Raw genomic sequence first — 20,798 nt, 5'->3', positions numbered from 1 at the left:
CCACCGCACTCGATTTGATGAATCCCAAACATTTAAAAAACTGGTTTACACACTGTTGTTACTGTACCTCATAAACCGGGGATACGCTGTATCAAGCTAACTGATTGCCTTTCATCAAAAATGGCTACTAACTAAGCGCATTAAGTTTAATCGAGTTTGGCAGTGCGTTGATACTGGTGGTACTTATGCCCAGCTATGGCAATGCCTAAGAAACCCCAAAGAACAATTCCTCCGAAAGCCAGCATCGTGCTACCCCCAGGTAGCGTCATGAAACAACCGATACTGATGGCACGGGCAGCAGCCATGAAAGGATCAAAGCGGTACTCAGAATATTGGAACAGGTTATAGAGAAGTAGAAGAAGACCACCCAGGTAAAAGACGGCTCCAAACCACCCTAATGTAAAAAACAAATCCAGAATCCCACTGTCAATGATAACCGGCTCGAGCTTACCATCCTTTGCAATGAACGTATTTCCTATTCCGTTACCTAAAGCGTTAGTCAGAGCGCTGTTAAGACCCCTTTCATAGATCTCCTTCCTAACGTTCGCGCTGTCATCCTTATCTATATTAGATAAAGTTTGAAGACGAGTAGTTATGGTTGTGGCGAATGGTTCTATAGTAACCAAGGGAACAACACAAACTGCCATCATCAGAATGGTAACGATCAGGCGCATTTGAAGGTGAGCCTTTAGTGAACCCATAAGGATAAGAAGTCCTAGGAACCAAGCTCCCCACACAGTACGTACCATCGTTAGTAGAAAGGCGAGGTAGCCAGCCCCGGCGGCAGGAAGGCGTAAAGCCTCTTTACTCGTGAATAACAACAGCAAACCTGCCATCATCATTACGGAAAAAGGTCCAGGAGATGGCATTGTACTCCATATCCGGAGCTTAAACGGTTCAGGATCGCCAAAGCTTTTGAGTTTTGTACTGATCAGCCAAAATCGATCCCACTCAGGAACCAGTAGGTATTGCGCTACTCCATAGGCTCCTGTAACCAAGACACCCCAAAGGAATACACGTTGAATGTTTTGGCGGTATTCAGGATAATCCCGCCAGTTAATAAATAAGTAGAAACCGAAGGGGATAGGAGTTAACCAGTCTAGAAGTCCCCGGAAAGCCGTAATCGGTGAGGTATTAATTAGTCCAACGAGAAAGCCATAAACTACACCCACAAAGGCTAAGACAAAGGGTAAGCCATCTTGAGGAGACACTTTAGGTAGGTGTTTTAATAAGGTATGTAACGTTACTAACGTTACCAAATACTGACTTAACAGTACCAGTCGCAGTGGATCGAAGCTAGTACGATAATCAATCATACGAGCAACAAACGGCGCTAAGAACCATAACCACCAAGCGAAACCCATATATAGGATGGGATACCGCCGATACAGGAACACACCTACAGCAAACGAATCTAGTACGATCAGGGGGCGCAGAATACTACCTGCACCCACCATAGCTAGTGCTGTCAAAATGACTAACCCCAAGATTGCCGCCCAACCCTTTTTCGAGGATGGGTCTTGAGAAGAGCTAACCGCCGAAGAGATGTTTAAAGGCGTTTGCCCATTACTCACCAAATATCTCCACGAAAAAAAATCACATCGAGACCCTATCTAAATGGCGATCGCTTCGCCGCGCTTGGCTTACCCACTGTCGCCAAGTCCGCCAACCCTGCCAACGCCCCTGAAATGATGCTAACCACTTCTCTCCTGCTAAGGCTCCTTCGCTAGGCAAAAATCGCAACCACTGTAGAAAACCGAGAGCATCTCGCGTCCCAACCAGTACTGCCCACATGAGGAACACACTGCGTTGCACAGCTGATAAATGCTCTAGTAGAACTAGGGTTTCATTGTGTACTGAATTAATTAAGGCGAGAGTATTCAATTTATCTCGCTTATCCTCGTCAAAACGTTGCCCTGGATAGTGATCCACTGCAACCATCGGATCGTAAATCAGCTTCCAACCAGCCCGCCTCAACGCTAAGCAAAATGACATTTCAAAATGAACTTGGGCTCCTGCGCCTCGCATCCGCTCATCAAAGTGCCGTCCCATTATGCCAGCCCGACGATAACTCATGTTCACGCCCTTAAGCACATCGACCTCGCGAGCCTTGCCCACACCGATGTGATGGTTGCCAATTACACGACCGAACCACTCTACTTGACCCACCACCTCGCTGCTACCCTCTAACAACTCTGTACCAAGGTATACCCAATCCCGCCCACCGACACCGCCAATGTGTTCATCTGACAGAAAGTGAGTTTCAACCCGCGCCAACCAATCAGGATGGGGTGCAGCATCGTCATCGGTAAAAGCGATAATCTCTCCCTGTGCGACATCAAGCCCTGCATTCATCGCTGCTACCACTCCTGGAACCCTCACCGTTACAGTATGCAATGCCAGGGAGTCAAGCTTGAAATCTTTAAGTAGTGTCCAAGTGTTAATATCGCTGTCACGCACCACCACCAGCACTTCATCAGGAGGACGAGTTTGCCGCTTTAGTGCCTCCAGACAACGGGTTAAGTCATGTGGGCGTTGGTAGGTGGGAATGATAACGGTAATGGCGTTCATGGGCGTATGCCTCTGCTAAATAGTGAAATTACCTCTACTAAAACGGCTTATGTTGGTTCTGTGGTTTTAATTTTAGAAGCACCTTGTAGCTGGCTTAACCACCCTTTGACTATGCCTTTTAACTTTAGTTCTGTCGCATGTTGCCATTCAAAGAAAGGAGCAAGACCCCAAGACAATGCCAAAAGACGAAGCCGTAAGGCAGGTGAATCCCCTAGTTTTTTCAACAATGCAACTAACTCTGTACGTTCGACCTGATTGTAAATAGGAAGAAAACAGTATGCTGAATGTAAAATTGCAAATTTCTTCCGCTGTTTATCTATTACTTTCGTATCCCATCCTCGTCGTTGAAAGGCAGGCAACATACTTTCCTCAAAAATACGAATGTAGCCTTTCAATTGCAAATATTTGCGCTTAGAACGGGTTTTTTTTACATCACTCCAGACCCGATAGCAAGCTAATATTTCATCGACATAAATGTTGCCATATCCAGCATCTGCAATTCTTACTGACAGATCGTAGTCTTCAACAAATTCTGGACGGCTTTCATAAACATTTAATTCTCGTAAGGCTTGGCTCCTAAACATACAGATATTTGCTGCTACTCTATAGCCTAAAACTGATGCTAGTAATGCCTTTTCCGAGTCTTGAAATTCTTCTTTTCTAGATACTCGTCGTACAGAGCGATTTTCTCCATGCTCGTTTATCTCCTGTACTGCAGTGTGAGCATATCCTGCCTCTGGGAATTTTTGCATAACTGCTACTACAGTCTCCACATAATGCAGCATTAACAAATCATCTGAGTCCAAGCGAAGAATAAATTCAGTTGTTGGCTGGCTCAAAAGCCAAGTGTTGTTGCCAGCAATGCCTAAGTTTTTTGGTTGGCGATGGTAGCGGACTTGTGGAAACTGCTGGCATAGTTCTGCCATAACCTCTGAGGTTTCGTCAGTACTACAATCGTCTGACACCCAGACTTCCACGTTTGGATAAGTTTGACGACAGGCGCTCCCCACGGATTCCACTAAGTATTGCGCTTGATTATAGGTGGGAATACAAACGGCAACTGAAGCTTGTTTCGACATAATAATTAACTCCTTATAGAGGATTTTTGTTGCTTTCTAAGTTTTAGGTAATCTTGCTCGTTCGAGTCTTTTCAAATTTGCTAAGTAGGTAGGCGGGATTAAACCGAATAATGTAACAGTATGTAAACAGCTTTAACCCAGCCAGTAGAGAGCATTTAGATACTTTACCATCGCTTACATAGTTGCCTTTTTTCGCGCCGACTTACTTACATTTTTCAAAAGTTTTAGTCTTTAACCCTTAAAATTTGAGTTATAGCGGCATCACGCTCCTTGAGAAATTAATTCCTCGAATAGATCCACATAGCTTTGTGCCATCTTATTCCAGCTATGCTGTTGCGCGATCACTCTGGCGGCTTGACCCATTTGACTCCTTAAATTGCGATCGCCAGCCAGAGGTAAGAGCGCCTTTGCCAAAGCCTGAGCGTCGTCTGGGTTCGGCAAAACTACCCCTGATTCTGGTGTAACCAACTCAGCCGCACCCGTTGTACTAGCCGTAATCACAGGTAGACCAGCAGCCATCGCTTCGATAACTACCAAGCCAAACGGCTCATAACGTGATGGAAATACCAATAAATCCACGGCTTTCATGAGTTCTGGTACATCAGTCCGGTGTTCCAGAAAATGTACCCTGTTCCTCAACTCTAGCGAAGCGACTAGCTGCGGATAGGTCGTCCCTGTCGTTGTCCCTGCAACCACCAATTGTAACTCAGGAACCTGTGCTAAGGCACGTAGTACTGTATCCAAATTTTTACGAGGAGTTTGAGCATTTCCTGCAAACAGTGCAAGGGTCACGCCCTCAGGCAAACCCCAGGTTTGGCGTTTAGCTTCTCCTGGAGAAAACTCTTGTAAATCTACACCGTTCAAAATTACCCGAATGCGTTCTGGCGGTACGCCAATTTCTACAAGTTCTCTCTCCACCTGCTTCGATACCGCTACGATCACTTTCGCCTGAGTGAAGGCTTTCTTTTCCCAATCAGCATTCAAAGTGGTGTAGAACCAGTTGTAAGTGCTACGCAAGCTCGGATGCTGTTCTGAACGATTGACTGGCGATCGCAACCAAGCACTGTGGACAAAATGCACTGCATTAACATCTCCCCTCGCCGAAGTAATTGCACCATTGAGTTTGATCAGGTCAAATTCTTTTTGGTGTTTATTTAACCACCAAGCACTTTGGAGGGAAAAAGCTATTTCCCGAACCAGTTGCAATGGATATCCTTTAACCGGAATAGAAATCCAATCGACTTGACTGTGTTGTTGCAGTGCCAAATCTACGCTACTTGCTAACAAGGTAACATGATGACCGCGACGAATAGCTTCCCAGGCAAATTCATAGTTTACCCGACCTTGACCATCACCGATCCCGACTTTATGAGTAACAATACAAATCTTCATTTAGTACCTCTTTTATGAGACAACGCTGCTTCGTAAAAAGTCAGATTATCACGGGCTATTCGGTGCCAACTATACTTTTGTGCCGTAGCATAGGCATTACAGCGCAATTTTTCTAAGTACGGGCGGTCTGTAATTAAGCGCTCCAAAGCTTGCTCGATCGCCAGACTGTCGCGGGGCGGGACTAAAATCCCATTATCTCCATCGCGCACGACTTCCATCGGCCCCGGGGTTGTGGTGATTACAGGGGCTAAACCGCAAGCTATAGCATCCATAAGAGCGACGCTAAACCCTTCGGAGAGGGTAGGAAAAAGCTTGATGTGGTGTCCGCGCAAGAGTTCGGGCAGAGTTTCATATTGGTAGCGTGGCACAACTCGGATGCGCTCGTGTACAGATGGCTCGAAATCTGCATAAACCTGAGCTTGAAGGAAGCCCGTCCCCATAAAACTCGCCTCTACTTGAGGATAGCCGGCAAGGATTTTATTTACAGCACTTCCGGATGTTATGAGGTACAGTAGCAGCAATTAGTAAACCAGTTTTTAAGATGTTTCGGATTAATTAAGTCAAGAGCCACAGCAATTATCGTGTCAACCATTTTAGTGCTGGTTGGTGAAAACTGTCGCAATAAAGATTTGAGTTGCGACCACCATAATTCAATTGGATTAAAATCAGGAGAGTATGGGGACAAACACAAGATAGAAGCACCCACCGCTTCAATCATAGGCTTAATTGAATCTACTTTATGCGCTGGTAAGTTATCCATCACTACTACTGTTCCCGACCACAATTGTGGCACTAAACATTGAGCGATAAACACATCAAATGCTTGGCTATCCATCGAGTTGTCTAGGGTCATTAATGCCACTCCTCGCTGGAAACTAATTGCACCAATTACTGTGACTTTCTTGCCTCGATAAAAAGGTTTGACCGCATAGGCTCTCGTTCCTCGTTGGGAACGTGCATGAGTTCTGGTTAAACAAGCGTAATACTCCCGTCTCATCTAAAAATATTAGATTTTTTGGGTCGATATGCTTGACTTTTTCCCAATACTCTAACCTTAATTTCATGACTCTTTCAGTGCCGGCTTGGCTACTTCTCACTGTTTTTTTTTACGATTTAATCCCAACTTTTGTAAGGCGTTACACATGGCTGTTCTACCCACCCAATTTCCAGTCTTCTGGGCAAATAACTCACACAATTCTAGTAAGGTTGCATCGGGATGTGCTGCCACTATTTCTCTCAAAGAAGCTGTGGAATTATTCAAATGACTGTATCTCGGTTTCCCCCTGGGTAAGGGCTGTAAATTCCCCTCTATTTTTTGTTGCTTGACCAGTTTTTGAACTAAGCTTTTACTGACGGAAAATATCGCTGCTGTTTTTCTGATCGACAGATTTTGCTCGCTTATGTGCTGCCACTATTTTTGTTCGCAAATCTACTGAATATGCTTTCATAGAGGTATTTTTTTAATCTATTCTTATTGTACCTCATAACACCCGGAAGTGCTGTAATATACTTATCACCTTATTCACCAGATTTTTCACCAATTGAGAATCTGTGGTCAAAACTTAAAATCATTCTCCGTTCTATCAAGACTACTAATAATCAAGAGTTAGGAAAAGCCATAGAGTTTGCATTCGGACAAGTTACATCGTCAAATATTTTTAACTGGTTTACACACTGCTGTTATTGTACCTCATCTTTCTGAGAAAAGTTATATTTTTTATTCGCTAAATAACAAGTTGTGATCGTGAAAATAATCGATAGTTTTTTCATATATTTTTTGAAGTTTATTAACATGAACCTCCATTGTGAACTCTTTTAAAAACCAGGCGTGACCTTGTTGACCTAAAAAGCGACTTTTCTGATAATTTGTACTCAGCTCAGTTATGGCAGCAGCTAGCTGTTTAATGTCATTAATCGGGACAAGGATTCCTGTTTCCCCATCACGCAAATGCTCTGGAATTCCACCAACGGCACTGGCAATGACAGGTCGATAACGAGCATAAGCTTCCAAAGTAATGAGCCCAGCAGGTTCGGGCCAAACACTAGGAAAAATTATGGCAAAACACTGCTGATAAAGTACGTCAATCCTTTCACTGTTACACCAACCGTGCCAAGTCACGCGCTTGTTCAATCCCAATTGATTTACCAATTTTTCCATCCGGGGTCGATCCCAACCTTCACCAGCAATGTCAAGATGAATTGACACCTCTGTTTGAGCTAAAGCTTTGAGAAGCCATTCTAGCCCTTTATCAGGAACAATTCGCCCTGCAAACAAAATTCTTTGATTTTGGTGGATTTCAAGTGTTAGTGGTGCAGTAACACTTTTAGGAATCGGAGTACCGCACCGCAATGTTACAGTTTGCTCAGCAGGCAAACCATTTTTAATAAGCTGTTCGCGGACATAATCACTATTAGCAATAACAGGAATTCTGAGTTTTTTGAGTTTTTCTAGTAACCGATAAGAGCTTGATATGTTATGGACAATGTTTTGGGGCCGCCTACTTCCGCATCCATCTATCAGATGACCCCACGTACACCCCAGAACGGACATAGAACGAGTACAAAATTGTTCAGAGGTTGGAAAATACTTAGTTCCACTAGGACAGTACGGGTTGTGATTGTGAGCCGTGAAGATAGAAGGACATTCTCCTGTAATATCAATTAACGCCATTTCTTCCTGAACGTGAAGCAATTTGAACTGGCTCTGATCGATACCTTCTAGTGATGTAATGACATCTTTACTAACCCCAGGCATCCCATAACTTGCCAAAGTGGATACATAAGTCTCGAAGCCACCTCCTGTACTGATATCTGAACAAGCATATAGATAAATTAGTTTTTCGTTAGTCATTAGCTGCCTCAAATATTTGGATTTATTTTTTTTAGATAGCTATTTTAAATGGCTACATTTAACCACAGCTTATGTCTCAGATCATTAATGTAATGTCTCATGGCAATTTCTTTACCAGCGTACTTATCGGGATAAATAAATTGATCTTCAACACTTAGAACATATCGTTTTGAACACAGAGGCTTGGCCTGATTGTAGTGCATTGTCAAATGTACCAAAGTTTGTTCAGTAAAATAATGATTAAGTTCTTCTAGCTTTGACAAGCGTTCAAGGGCAAAGCTCCAATCCAACGGTCCTTTGAATACAATAAATCCGCCGTTTACTGAATTTAACTTTTCGCCCTCATCATAAATGACTCGCTCATCCATTTTGCAAGCACAGTCAGGCAGATAAAGAGAAACCGTATTGCCTGAATTCGCTAAATTAACTAAGTCGCTAGCCCCTGGAAAAAATAAAATATCTGAGTCGGTATAAATCGTTGTCTGATTAACAGGAATTGACAGTAATGCCAATAACTTTCGGCCCATTGCATGCTGGGCGGCATAATCATAAACAGATTGAGGTAAATCGGTTCGCTTCAGCTTTTCTAGCGGCACTACCTCAACACAGGGATGAATTCCCTCCAGTAGCTTGCAACTGTTTTCGGTGTAGCTACCATCAGAAATGATAGTAAAACGCTCAGGAATGCCAGCATAGCGGATGAAGGAGCGAAGACTTGCTACCTGTTCTGGTAGATCGCGCTCGCATGAAAGAGCGTAAACGGCTATTGGAACACGCTGAGTTTGCTTTATAGGAATTTTTGCAATTTGTGGAAGTACTGATTTATAAAGGGAGCGCATCAGCCTTCCTTGGATTCTAGCAACATGATAAGGAATATTCACCATTAACTTAAACCAGAATGACAACTATCTACAACATAAATATCAGCTTAGCCAGCCTCTATGCTGACTAAATGCGAGCCAATATCGATTGCTGAAACCAACGTTTCAAAATTGGCTGAATCGTTAGTTCTAACAAAGTGGCAAGACCGATGGTTAGAGCACCCCAGGCAAGTAAACGTACGGTGAAACTCGCGGGAGAACCACTCCAGGGGAAGTAGTTGGAAACCAGATGCATCATAGGCATATGCAAAACATAGATCCCATAGGAAATGCTTCCAATGAAAGCAAAGACAGCGATCGTCTTAGACTGTATTCGCCAACGTATTAGGGCAACTGCTAGAACTGTATGTGCAGCAGCAACCCTCAAAGTAACATCTTCCAACAAGTGACCTATGGTTAGTAAATAAATGCTATGGGCTAGGGGTATGCCTATAGCCAATACCTTTAGAACTCGCCAGCCAGGTAACGGACAATTGGCAACTGCTGTAAATAAGAGAGCGCAGATGGGAAAATAGGCCAGATCAGTAAGATCTATCTCTGAAGCATTTGAACGAGCAAAGCCTAAGCTATCGAGGAGGAATTCCACAGTACCCAAACGATCCGTAGCAATGAATAGGAATAGATAGGTAAACAAAGGAACTTTTGACGGATGTCCTACTACTTGTCTGTTCCAAGCTAGCCAAAGCCCAAATAACCAAAACAGCCAACCCGCAGCATAGCCAGATAGAAGTTGTGGAAACGAGGGAATAAACCAACCTAGACACGCCACAATGAACGTACTCCATACAAGGGGTATAGTCTTAGGACGGAAATACCAAATTGCTATAAAAGCAAGGTAATAAATGACTTCGTAATGCAGCGTCCATAGAACGCCGTTGCCTGACAGAAGGGCAGCGATTGACCCCTGCAAGAAGAATAAGTTACCAACAACCGTTTTCCAGGTATCATGCGGTGATGCCAGCAATCCAAGGATTATGGAGAGCAAGTAGATTGGATACAAGCGGATGAAACGCCGTAGTAAGTAACGAAGGACATTGGCTCGTGAGAAGGGTGCTTGGTTCGTTAGACCAATAACATAGCCAGAGAGAACAAAGAAAATTAAAATGCCTCCATGGGCGGCGTGAAAATAGTCCTGAAACGGGAAAGTTGGATGATAAGCAGGGTCAAGTTCGTATTTAAAACCAAAAACATGGGCATAAGCAACCCACAGGGCAGCGAGTCCACGTAACCCTTCTAAGGCATAGTTATGGGAGGCTTTACTACGTGTTTTGCTATCAGGTGGGACAAAATGTTCACGTAGATCCAAGTCAGCTAGGGTATTCTCACGCATATCATAATTTAGTGGAAAAAGTAAAGAGAAAACACTGGCTGAATATAGGCATCTTTTAAATCTGAAACAACAATTTGGCGTTAGTAAAATGCCACCGACTTAGGGTGACTCATCACCTTCTAAAAAACTCAAATTCTACTGTGAAAAACTGTAACCATTTGTAGCATTGGGAATTGAACCTCAATTGTGTTGAGAGAGAGAAATTGGTGCGAATGAAACTGCGGGACAGTAATATAGTGGGTGAATACGGCGAGTAAAACCTTGTCAAAAATAGATTGTATCATACTATTGTTTTTCTTGGCTTATTGAATTTTTGGAAATCTGCCTTCTCAAAACTATTGTAGCTCTTTGCAAGGGAGTCCAACCTCTTTCCCACTGAAATTTCCAGGATAGCCATTATTCCTGATACTTTTTCTAATCATGGTTGCTGTCTCGCTCTAGATAAATACTTTCTCTATAATTAAGCAAAGGAATATTCACCATTAACTTAAACCAAAATGACAACTCTCTACAACATAAATAGCAGCTTAGCTAGCCTATATGCTGACTAAATGCGAGCAGAGTCCACTGACTTTGCCTGGATAGTTTCCAAAAATCTGATTGCTGTAGGCACAGGGCTATAGTTCTCAATAGCCCATTGTTTACCATCTAAAGATATTTCTTCTAAGAGCGTTGGATTGTCAATAATTTTTTCAAACACGCTATCAATATCATCTAAATCAACACCTATATAGTGTTTCCATTTCTCAGGCATGACGGGTAGAACTGCTCCATATTTTTCCAGATCAATATGGAAAGCAACACAGCCTGCTGCTAGCGCTTCCCAAAAGCGCCAGCTATCCCATTGAGCAACTCGATTTGATTTTAGTTCTAACTTGTCTAAAGCCCTCTTTAATAAACGGCTCATCAAAGTAGAGGGATCAGGTGGATACGGAGAGACAAAATAGCCGCCAAAGCATGCACAAGCGACTGATTCACTTAACCGTTTATAGTATCCTGAAAAGTGGCGTCCCCCTGTTTCTGCCCACAAAAATTTATCGTATTCACTCATCGTTTGGTCTTCAATACTATCTATTGAAGAATCGATAGAAAATATATTTTGACTCTTGGAAGGAAGGACTTTATAAACGAACTTTCTAACACTATGAGGGTTGTTATTGAAGTTCCTAAAATTTATAAGCATTTGTTTCTTTCGATCTTTAAAATCTATTGTCGGTTCTACTGCCTTTAAAATTCTATCTGATAATCCAAAAGCCCAAGGGTAAACATTGGGGGGAAACCAAAAGAACTTATTGAAATGTGTTCTAAATATGAGATCAAATTTTCTGAATTCTGGCTTAAAAAGTGCAGTATTTAAACCATCTTCAATATCAATAAAAACAGTTTTATAAGTGCGCTGAGGATGAAATAAAAATTCTGGAAGGGAACCACTATATCCAAACCAATTACTATCTAAAATTACAATAGAGCAGTTGTCTGGTGTGATATTTGGAGCGTGACGAAACAAGTAGTCATCTTTGTCAAATGCCAATCTCCAGGAATTTAGATTTGAATAGGAATTAATTCCTAAATCTCTAAAACCTTCTGCCAAACAAATTAAATGATGTTGAAAGGCAGCATGTTCTGGAGACCGCGGGTAACAAAAAAAATATAATTTCTCATTAAAGTTTTTAATCATATTCAAAGAACCTCTCTCTTGTTTGCTAAAGGTGGGTTGCCCGAGAAATCTAAGTGAATCTGTGCCAAACAGATATTAGAGTTTAAGATTTCAAGCGATACAAGTAGTCGTGATGAGTTAAGAGATTGCATCATACTATTGTTTTTCTTGGCTTATTGAATTTTTGGAAATCTGCCTTCTCAAAACTATTGTAGCTCTTTGCAAGGAAGTCCAACCTCTTTCCCACTGAAATTTCCAGGATAGCCATTCTTCCTGATACTTTCTCTCATCATAGTTGCTGTCTCGCTCTAGATAAATACTTTCTATATAATTAAGCATACGTATGTAGATTACATCAGGACTAAACCACTTTTCCCATGCTTCTCTAGCTAACTTTCCCATGGTGAAAGCTTGAGCTTCATACCGCTCAATAATTTCTGGTAACTCATGAATTTTACTTTGGGAAACTCTAATGGAGAAATCTAGCCATGTTGGTCCATCTGGTGCGACCCAATCGTCTGATAGGATGACGGGTACTCTACCCATCTTCATGGTTTCAAATAAGCGAATGGATGCGGGACAATTTCCTCCAGGGCAAAGAACGAATTTACTATTAATTAACTCTTCTGTATACAATAGTTTTTGTTCAACTGAGTGATTACACCATTCATAAGTGCGGTTTATTGCAATGTCATCTCTGGAAAAGTTTGATTCAAAAATCTTTAAGCGGGTAGGAGAGGATGCATGTCCACGGAATGAGAATAATAGCTTAGGTTCAATATTTTTTTTTCTGCTAAAAACCTCATCGGCAATCGAATTGTATTCTGTTAAGTAACCACCATATCTAAATCGCTTTCTATTAATCTGAGACGAGCTCAAACCAGTGTAAACTCCTGGCATCAAACCCCATGACGTATCTGCACAATCAATTGCGAAACATCGGTTGGGTGATTTTATAATTATATCTTCTGATAGCAGAGTAAAAACATATTGTCTGTGTTTAATATACCAAGGCTCCACATAAATGATTAAATCCGCCTCATTTGAGTCTTTGGCTAAAAAATATCTTTGGTTAAATTCACTTTGAATGGCTTTTTTTCCTAGCTCAATAAGATGCGGCGCAGCATGAAGATGCTGCCCTTTTGCTGTAGTGGTAAAGTAGAGTTTCATGTTTTTCAAAATTCCTTTTCGAGCAGTACAATTTCCACGTTACTAGATGCCATCTGCTGAGAGGGATTCATCACCTCCTAAAGAGCTTTGAGCGTGCAGCGAGGGAAACATTGGTGCGAATGAAGCTGCGTGAGAGCAAAATAGCAGGGCAAGACTGTACTGCTTTTTTAGCAAAATCCCAAGATAGCTGCTCCTTTCCTACGAGGTGTGCCTGTCGGGTCCAGCGGGCGTAATTTAAGCTGTCTCGCAATCCTTTGATGTATCGTAGCACACTCCTAGTGAGTGGTGCGCTGCGTTGAATCGATGCTGGTAGCCAGACAAAATCACTGACATAGTGTTTGTCAAACATCATTCTAAAGCCATCTATTAGAGAGTAGGCGGGCGCCAGGTCATGAAACTTACTTTCTAACTGTTGATCTGAAAATGGCTGACTACCAAATACCTGGGCTTCCTCTTTGTTCGGCAAGTGGATAAAGGTTCTGAGCACGTCTTCTGTCACTTGATGAAAATACCTTACTTCACACTCTTGAGGCCGCAAATGATCTGTCAATCGCTCAGTAAAATCTAGGATTGCTTGCTGCTGAACTAAGACTCCCCATTCGAGACCTCTTTCATTTTTCTCAGATCTCAGTATCGGAGTGTACTGCCGATCGTGTTTCTCGTATCTGACAGTGCTGCCATGATCCGCAGCCAGGAACAGCTCTAAAATCGGAGAACTGCTAAGCGAACGCCGTTCGGTGATGGCATCAGGCTCGAAGAAATAAGGTATTAAACGGTCGGTTGAGAATGGTGTGATACGTCTTTCCAATCCAAAGTAAAACCCAGGCACTCCACCGTCGGGATATAGATTGGCAATTGCCAAGATTTGACTGAATGAGCGTTGCGATCGCCCAGTCCAGCCAGAATCGACGATCGCAAACGATGTCCCATCACCAATGCCTGATTGTTGGAAGTAGCCGATCGCTTTCTCTCGGTAGATAGCAGCCAAGTCAACAATCCGATCGATAATCTCTCGATCCTGAAATGCTGCTTTGAGCGCCGTGAATTCCTGTTCGGTCAGATTTTTGTCCCACATCTCGGCAGACAAACCGTGGCGTGTGAGTGCATCAGCAATCTGTTCAGGTTGAATATTGACGCGAGCGCACGCTAACCGCACTGAGAAGAACGGGGGTTTGTCAAAGAGCCATTCCTGTTCGGTTTCACCAATTTGTTGAATTGAGGGAAAGTGAAAGGCTTGCCGGGACCCATAAAAGTATTGACAGTCGATGTCATAGCCCCACTTACGGCACATGATCTGGGCGATTTTCCAGAGAATTTGTCCATCTCTTGCCATGAAATACAGCCTCCGGATTCCCTGACGCTTCGCCTCCTCTAGGGTCCAATGCACGAACCCAAGAAATACAGGGGCGATGACATTGGCCGCTGTATTCCAGATTACCTGTCGATGCAAGTCTGTCTCTTGGCAGTGCAACCGACACAAGCGGCTGGCACCTGCTAAAAGCGAACGAAATCGAAGTGGCAATTGTTGGTTGTCGGCAATGAGTCCTTCGTAGCGATTTAGATGTGTTTCCAGGAAAGGCTGAACTTGAATGCCTAGTTTTTTGGGTACTTTGATATCAGAATATAGATTGTCTCCGCTGTGGCAAAGCTGAGAGGCTTTGAGTTGAGACTGGGTGAGATGATGTTGGAATAGTTGTCCGGATACCTTATGAAGTCCGACTTCATTGGAGACGTGGAGTACATCACCCTCTGCCCAAATTTGATGATCTTTGAGAAAGCCTCGAATCGCCTCCGAGGGTAAGTACATATCTGAGAGATAGGCGAGCGATTGATTTTCCTGGTGTAACGCTTGAATTTTGAGCTGAATGGCTGGAACTGGACGGAGGCTAGCACGTTCTAGTTGAATTTCATTGTGCATTGCTTTCTTGCTATCTATTTCGCTCCAATTCAAGGATTCAGCTAGTCGATCGTAAATTTCCTGTAGTGTTACTTCATTCGTTGCAGATCCTTGTCTTGCCCTGCCCTCAGCTTCAATTCTCAGCTGACTCCAAACCTCTGGAGAAATTGTAATTAGACCGTCGTGCTTTAAGTGATTGCCTAACTCCCAAAACAAATCGGTTGGCTTAGCCCAGATGCGAGTCAAGGCCGTGTCAAACACATCAAATGAGTGAAAGTGTGCTTGCCTTATTAATTCAATAGTCAGGTGAGGTTGTTTCATAGAAGTTGCAAATAAGTTATTTTTTTTCTCTTGGTTTCCAAAACAATAATGTTGACTGCAGGGCTTTATAAGTCTGAGGTTTCAAAAACTGCTTGGCAGCAATCAAGAAGATTAGGTGAAGATAAGAGATAGAAAATATTAATTTTGGTCTCCTAATGAAAGCCTGCTTGGCGAACCAGAAAGCTTCATGAAAATCATCTTTAATAAGGTATCCCCAAGCATACAGGGTGCACAGATTGCTAGAACCACTTCTTTCTACATTCTTAAATTCCTCTGGAGCTAATTGAACCGAACGTTCCATCACCTGATCAAGTTCCTGAATCATTAACCTGAAGTTTGTAGACATACTATTAGGATATCTCCGATATCGAACAAGTGGTTCTTGGATCACAAAAATTGGGAAATGCAGAGCAATACGTAACCACATATCCCAGTCTGCTGCCGAGCTAAGGCTGCGTTCAAAAAAGCCTACTTTTTCAAAACAAATGCGACGGATTAAGGGAGTACTACCACAATAAAGGATATTAGAGCGAAATAGTTCTTTTGTAAGGTCCTCTCCAGCTTCAGAACAATCATAGATATCTATAAGATTTCCGTTGCGATCGACATTAGATATCCAAGAACTTACCAAACCAACGTCTAGATGTTTTTCCAAATACTCTACTTGCTTTTCTAGCTTACTGGATTCCCAAATATCATCAGCATCTAAAAATGCTAAATATTCACCTTGAGAAGACCAAATGCCCGTGTTTCGCGCTCCTGATATACCTTGATTTTCTTGAGAAATTAGTTTTACTCTTGAATCTTTGATTTCAGCAGCCCATTCTACAATGCCATCAGGGCTGCCATCGTTAATGATTAAAACTTCAAAATCAGTAAAGGTCTGATTTAGAACGCTTTCTAACGTCTCTGGAAGAAAAGCCATTGCATTGTAAGCTGGGATAATAACTGAAACTTTGGGCATAATAACTCCTACTTTAATAACATGATTCAATCATTATGATTAATAATCGCAGGAAGTTGTAAATACAATACAAAATCCTTAACTGCAATTAGTCAATTTACTTGCTGCGAGCCGAATAAAAGTGAATGCAGAGCTTTATAAGTCTGAGGTTTCAAAAACTGCTTGGCAGCAATTAATAAAATTAGGTGAAGGTAAGAAATAGAAAACATCAGTTGTGGTCTTCTAATAAAAGCCTGCTTTGCAAACCAGTAAGCTTCATGAACATCATCCTTGGCAATGTAGTCCCAAGCATTCACAACGCTAACATGGCTAGAGCCAATTCCTTTCAAAATTTGAAAGTCCTGTGGTGCTGATTGAAACGAACGTTCCATTACCCGATCAACTTCTTGAAGCATCATCCTTTGCTTTCTAGACATACTATTAGGATGCCTGCGATATCGAACAAGTGGTTCTTTTATCACAGAGATTGAGTAATGTATAGCAATACGTAGCCACATATCCCAGTCTGCTGCCGAGCTAAGGCTGCGTTCAAAAAAGCCTACTTTTTCAAAACACATCCGTCGGACTAATGCGGTACTACCACAAAAAATGATATTGGATCGAAATAATTCTCGTTTAAGCTCATTTCCATCTTTATAATTACGATAAATATTTATAAGATTTCCGTTAGAATCAATTGTGGAAATCCAAGAACTTACCATACCAACATCTAGATTTTTGTCCAAGCATTCCACTTGCTTTTCTAGCTTACTGAATTCCCAAATATCATCAGCATCTAAAAATGCTAAATATTCACCTTTAGAAGACCAAATTCCCGTGTTTCGCGCTCCTGATAAACCTTGATTTTCTTGAGAAATTAGTTTTACTCTTGAATCTTTGATTTCAGCAGCCCATTCTACAATGTCATCAGGACTTCCATCGTTAATGATTAAAACTTCAAAATCAGTAAAGGTCTGATTTAGAACGCTTTCTAACGTCTCTGGAAGAAAAGCCATTGCATTGTAAGCTGGGATAATAACTGAAACTTTGGGCATAATAACTCCTACTTTAATAACATGATTCAATTATTATTGGCGAGCGCCTTCTGTAAGCGCCCCAATAGATTGGAAGCGTGGATAAGATTGAATACTGACGGAGTTGTCTCCAGACGGCCCGGGATGGACATAAGGTGTGCAAATACAAGGAATACCCTGCTTTTTTGCTGCATCAAGGGCTGTAAACCCTAAATAATCGGCCAGCAAGCAATGGACAACATCAACATCCTGCATCAGTTTTTCTAGTTTCGGCCCAAAGACCGAGCGATAGCATTGATAGCTGAACCAGTCGAGAAAAGGTTGGGTATAGCTTCGTAGGAGCGGTAGAGTTCGGAGCAAGATGGGCAGTAAGCGCAGGATCTCGCTCAGGTTTGGAGTAACTGCATGAAGAGGAATATCACCATCCTGAAAGCTGGGATAACTAGGTGCTAAAAGATTGTTATAAAGTGATTCAATCATCATCCTCTTTCCTAACCACCCCGGAACATATTGAGGATGCCTAAAACCAAAGTTTGCCGCAGCAATGCTGACTTGATGCTTTTGAGCCAGCTCCTGTGCAACCAGACGAGCTTGGGTTTCAACTCCACCAATCGCAGGATAATAGCTAGGACTCACAAAAAGGATTTTCATCGTGTTTTCAAGTATGAGGCTCAGGTTCGTGTTCTTAATTCATTAACACTCAGTTCATAACGGAAATTGTTTCTAAACAAGGGTTTGTTTAACTGGAAGCCCCTGATTCATGTTGCATTTGGTGATAGTTCCAGAGTTTACCGCGTTGTTCTAACAACTCTTGATATTTCCCTTGCTCTACAATTCGTCCCTGCTCAAGTACCACTACTTGATCGGCACGAGTAATTGTAGAAAGTCGATGGGCGATCGCAATTACAGTCCGACCCATAGACAGCTTTTCCAATGACTCCTGGATCAGTCGCTCAGATACGGAATCTAAAGCGCTTGTAGCTTCGTCCAAAATCAAGATTTCTGGATCGCGCAACAAAGCACGAGCGATCGCAAGTCTCTGGCGCTGACCACCTGATAAACGTACACCGCGATCGCCTAGTTGGGTGTCGAATCCCTCCGGTAGCTGCTGGATAAACTCTAAAGCATAAGCTTGGCGGGCAGCTTCTACAATGTCTGCCTCCTCTACTCCTTCCAAAGCATAGGCAATGTTGTCACGAACATCAGCATTAAAAATGAAAGTGTCCTGACTGACAACTGCCAATTTTTGGCGCAGCGACTTAATTTCATAGGTTTTCAAATCAACTCCATCAATCAGAATCGTGCCCCGCGTTGGATCGTAAAATCGCGGAATGAGATCAGCGAGTGTACTCTTCCCAGCCCCAGATCCTCCTACCAAAGCGGTCATCTTGCCTCGTTCGATCGTCAAGCTAATGTCGTGTAGCACCAAATTGTCAGGTTCATATCCGAAATCTACAGAAACTAAATTGATCGCCCTTTTCAATCCTGAAAACTCTAGGTGTCCGTTCGGGAAATAATCTTTATTATCTGTTCTCAATAGTTCTTTAACATTAACTGCTGCTCCCTCTAGTCCGCTCAGAACAACCCTTGTTCCGTTCACGTCCTGTAAGGTTGGTACTAAACGGAACAATACAAAGAAAAATGTAAGTAATGAAGCAACAGGTAATGACTTACCGATGAGGATGCCATTGAATGCCATAATAATCAGGCTGACAAGAATTGTTGTAGCGATACTTTCTGACAAGGGTTTAACTAATGACATCAGCCGAGTTATTTTGATAAGGCTTTCGGCTACACGGGAACTACTCTCATAGAATCGTTTCCGCTCAAACTCTTGGGCAGCAAACGATTGAATGGTACGAATTCCGTTGATAAATTCTACAGCCGTTGAAGTAAAATGACCGTTAGCTGCTGAAATTTCAAAACTTTCTTCTCGTACCCTTACATTCAGCGTAGATAGCCCCACTGCCAGGAGACTGAATAGCATCACTGCCAGGAGTGTGAGTTGCCATGACAGCAGCAGCAACGTTGACACATAAACTACCCCTACCAAGCATCGGGTGATTACAAAGGCGACTCCTCCAAAAGCAGTTTTGATTCTCTCTAGTTCAGTTGTGATGGTGTTAACGAGTTCTCCTGACTTCGTTTTAGCAAAGTATCCAAGACTAAAAGCTTGAAGCTGCTCAAAGATTTGCTTACGAAGTCTATCTAATAATTTAATCTGAGAAATTTCTATATAAATAATAGATAAGTAGTTAAAGGATGCACGCATCCAAGTGCTAAGTAGGATTAGAATGCTAAGGCGAACAGTTTGGCTATTAGCTGAAGTATTTGCCCCTAATATCCAAATATCAATCCATTGAATTCCTGTTTTGATAGATTCTCCAGTGGGGTTTGTTAAGCTTTGTATAAAGGAAAGTAAAAAGCCAATTCCTACCCCTTCAAAAGTGGCAGCTAAAAAGGTGAATATAAAAGCAAGAACTACAATTCTGGGAAAATGTTTGAATTCTCTCAAAATCAAGTAATTTTCCTGCCATAACTCAGATTTTTTCAAATAAATACGGATTTTATTCATGAGTTAGAGAACATAGAAATTACGAAGGTTAACTAAAGCGTTAAGCAGTTAGGCAAGAAAGATCATTAACATGAAATAATTACCTAGCCAAAATGAGATAGGTACTAAACCCTAATCTCAAGTTGGACACAATCAGCAGAAGGTCAAACAATTGCTACCGAGAAAACGGTCATAGGTTAATTAAAGTTTTAATTCCCTCACTTATACTAATCTCTCTCCGGCTTCCAGTTTATAAAGGGTTTAAGGTTAGAGATGTCAGCCCGTAAAGGCATTCGCTCTACTATTCTCACTCTAGACTGATCCACTTTAATTGTAATTTATTCTCCCAGTTGATTCTCACATTATTTTACTACATCTATCACCGAATATTCTTGCCCACTCCCTAAGTTAAACACATCTATTCCGGAATCAAACTTATTAAGTAGCATAATAATGGCTCTTGCCATATCATACGTGTGGGTAAAATCTCGTTTTGGTTCGAGATTGCCGAACTCAATAGTTCTTAGCCCGGAATTAACTTGCCTTTGAATTTCAGCAATCAAGTGCAAATTAGCCTCATTTGGGTCAAACGCATTGAAAAACCTGAAAATTATTGTAGGAATAGATGTTTGTAGATGAAATTAATTCATCAAATGTTCGTCAGCTAGTTTAGATAAGCCGTAAATATATAGAGGATTAGTTTGCTGGTTTTCTGGAATAGCACGATCACAAATTGGATAAACTGCTGCTGTCGAAGCAAAAAACATCTTTTCTAAAATTTTCAAGCTTTTCGCAGCGTTTAATACGTTGATAGTCCCTTATATGTTAATGTTACTCGGCTTAAAAGGATGTTGATTGGAGTAGGGTATAAAGTGTATGGCTGCCAGATGAATAATCCAATTGGGATTAATTTTATGAATAACTTCTTTTAAGTCATTTTCATTTAAAATATCTAGCTGATAAAAACATACATCAGGAATAGTCAAAATTTTTATATTTCCAAAAGATAAGTCATCAATTACATAATCATGACCATATTTTTGTAAGGATTCAGGTCTAAACCAGGGGTATTAAAGATGGGGTCTGCACAGCAGGATTAACCCTCGCTTTAATAGCTT

16 protein-coding genes and 1 pseudogene are annotated in these 20,798 nt (G+C 41.8%); all 17 read right to left on the bottom strand.

Annotated features, from left to right (window positions below):
* Window positions 1–146: 146 nt before the first annotated feature.
* Window positions 147–1,574 carry an O-antigen ligase family protein gene (locus QUB14_RS25925; RefSeq protein ID WP_333220636.1) on the bottom strand — a complete coding sequence of 476 codons (1,428 nt, stop codon included), beginning with the start codon at window positions 1,572–1,574 and terminating at the stop codon, window positions 147–149.
* Between the two features lie 22 nt (window positions 1,575–1,596).
* Window positions 1,597–2,571 carry a glycosyltransferase family A protein gene (locus QUB14_RS25920; protein WP_333220638.1) on the bottom strand — a complete coding sequence of 325 codons (975 nt, stop codon included), beginning with the start codon at window positions 2,569–2,571 and terminating at the stop codon, window positions 1,597–1,599.
* 47 nt (window positions 2,572–2,618) lie between these two features.
* Window positions 2,619–3,650, bottom strand: a complete 1,032-nt coding sequence (locus tag QUB14_RS25915) for a glycosyltransferase family 2 protein (RefSeq protein WP_333220641.1) — start codon at window positions 3,648–3,650, stop codon at window positions 2,619–2,621.
* Between the two features lie 261 nt (window positions 3,651–3,911).
* The gene (locus QUB14_RS25910) at window positions 3,912–5,042 is read right to left on the bottom strand and encodes a glycosyltransferase family 4 protein (protein WP_333220643.1); all 1,131 of its coding nucleotides are present in this window, start codon (window positions 5,040–5,042) and stop codon (window positions 3,912–3,914) included.
* Window positions 5,039–5,563: a glycosyltransferase family 4 protein gene (locus tag QUB14_RS25905; protein WP_333220645.1), complete on the bottom strand. Its 525-nt coding sequence runs from the start codon at window positions 5,561–5,563 to the stop codon at window positions 5,039–5,041. The genes QUB14_RS25910 and QUB14_RS25905 overlap by 4 nt, the downstream gene beginning before the upstream one ends.
* Window positions 5,542–6,039 carry a transposase gene (locus tag QUB14_RS25900; protein WP_333220647.1) on the bottom strand — a complete coding sequence of 166 codons (498 nt, stop codon included), beginning with the start codon at window positions 6,037–6,039 and terminating at the stop codon, window positions 5,542–5,544. The genes QUB14_RS25905 and QUB14_RS25900 overlap by 22 nt, the downstream gene beginning before the upstream one ends.
* A 720-nt stretch (window positions 6,040–6,759) precedes the next feature.
* On the bottom strand, window positions 6,760–7,893 hold the full coding sequence (locus QUB14_RS25895; RefSeq protein WP_333220649.1) for a glycosyltransferase family 4 protein: 1,134 nt from the start codon (window positions 7,891–7,893) through the stop codon (window positions 6,760–6,762).
* Window positions 7,894–7,937: 44 nt separating this feature from the next.
* The gene (locus QUB14_RS25890; RefSeq protein WP_333220651.1) at window positions 7,938–8,777 is read right to left on the bottom strand and encodes a hypothetical protein; all 840 of its coding nucleotides are present in this window, start codon (window positions 8,775–8,777) and stop codon (window positions 7,938–7,940) included.
* 64 nt (window positions 8,778–8,841) lie between these two features.
* Window positions 8,842–10,104, bottom strand: a complete 1,263-nt coding sequence (locus QUB14_RS25885) for an acyltransferase (RefSeq protein WP_333220653.1) — start codon at window positions 10,102–10,104, stop codon at window positions 8,842–8,844.
* Between the two features lie 547 nt (window positions 10,105–10,651).
* Complete coding sequence (locus QUB14_RS25880; protein ID WP_333220654.1) at window positions 10,652–11,782, bottom strand: hypothetical protein; 1,131 nt, start codon at window positions 11,780–11,782, stop codon at window positions 10,652–10,654.
* 135 nt (window positions 11,783–11,917) lie between these two features.
* Window positions 11,918–12,931, bottom strand: a complete 1,014-nt coding sequence (locus QUB14_RS25875; RefSeq protein ID WP_333220666.1) for an exostosin domain-containing protein — start codon at window positions 12,929–12,931, stop codon at window positions 11,918–11,920.
* Between the two features lie 70 nt (window positions 12,932–13,001).
* On the bottom strand, window positions 13,002–15,149 hold the full coding sequence (locus tag QUB14_RS25870; RefSeq protein ID WP_333220656.1) for a hypothetical protein: 2,148 nt from the start codon (window positions 15,147–15,149) through the stop codon (window positions 13,002–13,004).
* A 16-nt stretch (window positions 15,150–15,165) separates the two neighbouring features.
* Complete coding sequence (locus QUB14_RS25865) at window positions 15,166–16,113, bottom strand: glycosyltransferase (RefSeq protein WP_333220658.1); 948 nt, start codon at window positions 16,111–16,113, stop codon at window positions 15,166–15,168.
* A 92-nt stretch (window positions 16,114–16,205) separates the two neighbouring features.
* On the bottom strand, window positions 16,206–17,147 hold the full coding sequence (locus QUB14_RS25860; RefSeq protein ID WP_333297372.1) for a glycosyltransferase: 942 nt from the start codon (window positions 17,145–17,147) through the stop codon (window positions 16,206–16,208).
* Window positions 17,148–17,180: 33 nt separating this feature from the next.
* Window positions 17,181–17,777 carry a hypothetical protein gene (locus QUB14_RS25855; RefSeq protein ID WP_333220662.1) on the bottom strand — a complete coding sequence of 199 codons (597 nt, stop codon included), beginning with the start codon at window positions 17,775–17,777 and terminating at the stop codon, window positions 17,181–17,183.
* Window positions 17,778–17,865: 88 nt separating this feature from the next.
* Window positions 17,866–19,701 (bottom strand): heterocyst formation ABC transporter subunit HepA, encoded by a 1,836-nt coding sequence (hepA, locus tag QUB14_RS25850; RefSeq protein ID WP_333220664.1) that lies wholly within the window; start codon window positions 19,699–19,701, stop codon window positions 17,866–17,868.
* 341 nt (window positions 19,702–20,042) lie between these two features.
* Window positions 20,043–20,666, bottom strand: a pseudogene (locus tag QUB14_RS25845) (NAD-dependent epimerase/dehydratase family protein).
* Window positions 20,667–20,798 lie beyond the last annotated feature (132 nt).

The sequence above is a fragment of the Microcoleus sp. B3-D2 genome (assembly GCF_036705345.1).
In the GTDB taxonomy this organism is placed as follows: Bacteria; Cyanobacteriota; Cyanobacteriia; order Cyanobacteriales; family Microcoleaceae; genus Microcoleus.
This window is presented reverse-complemented; position numbering and strand designations above follow the sequence as displayed.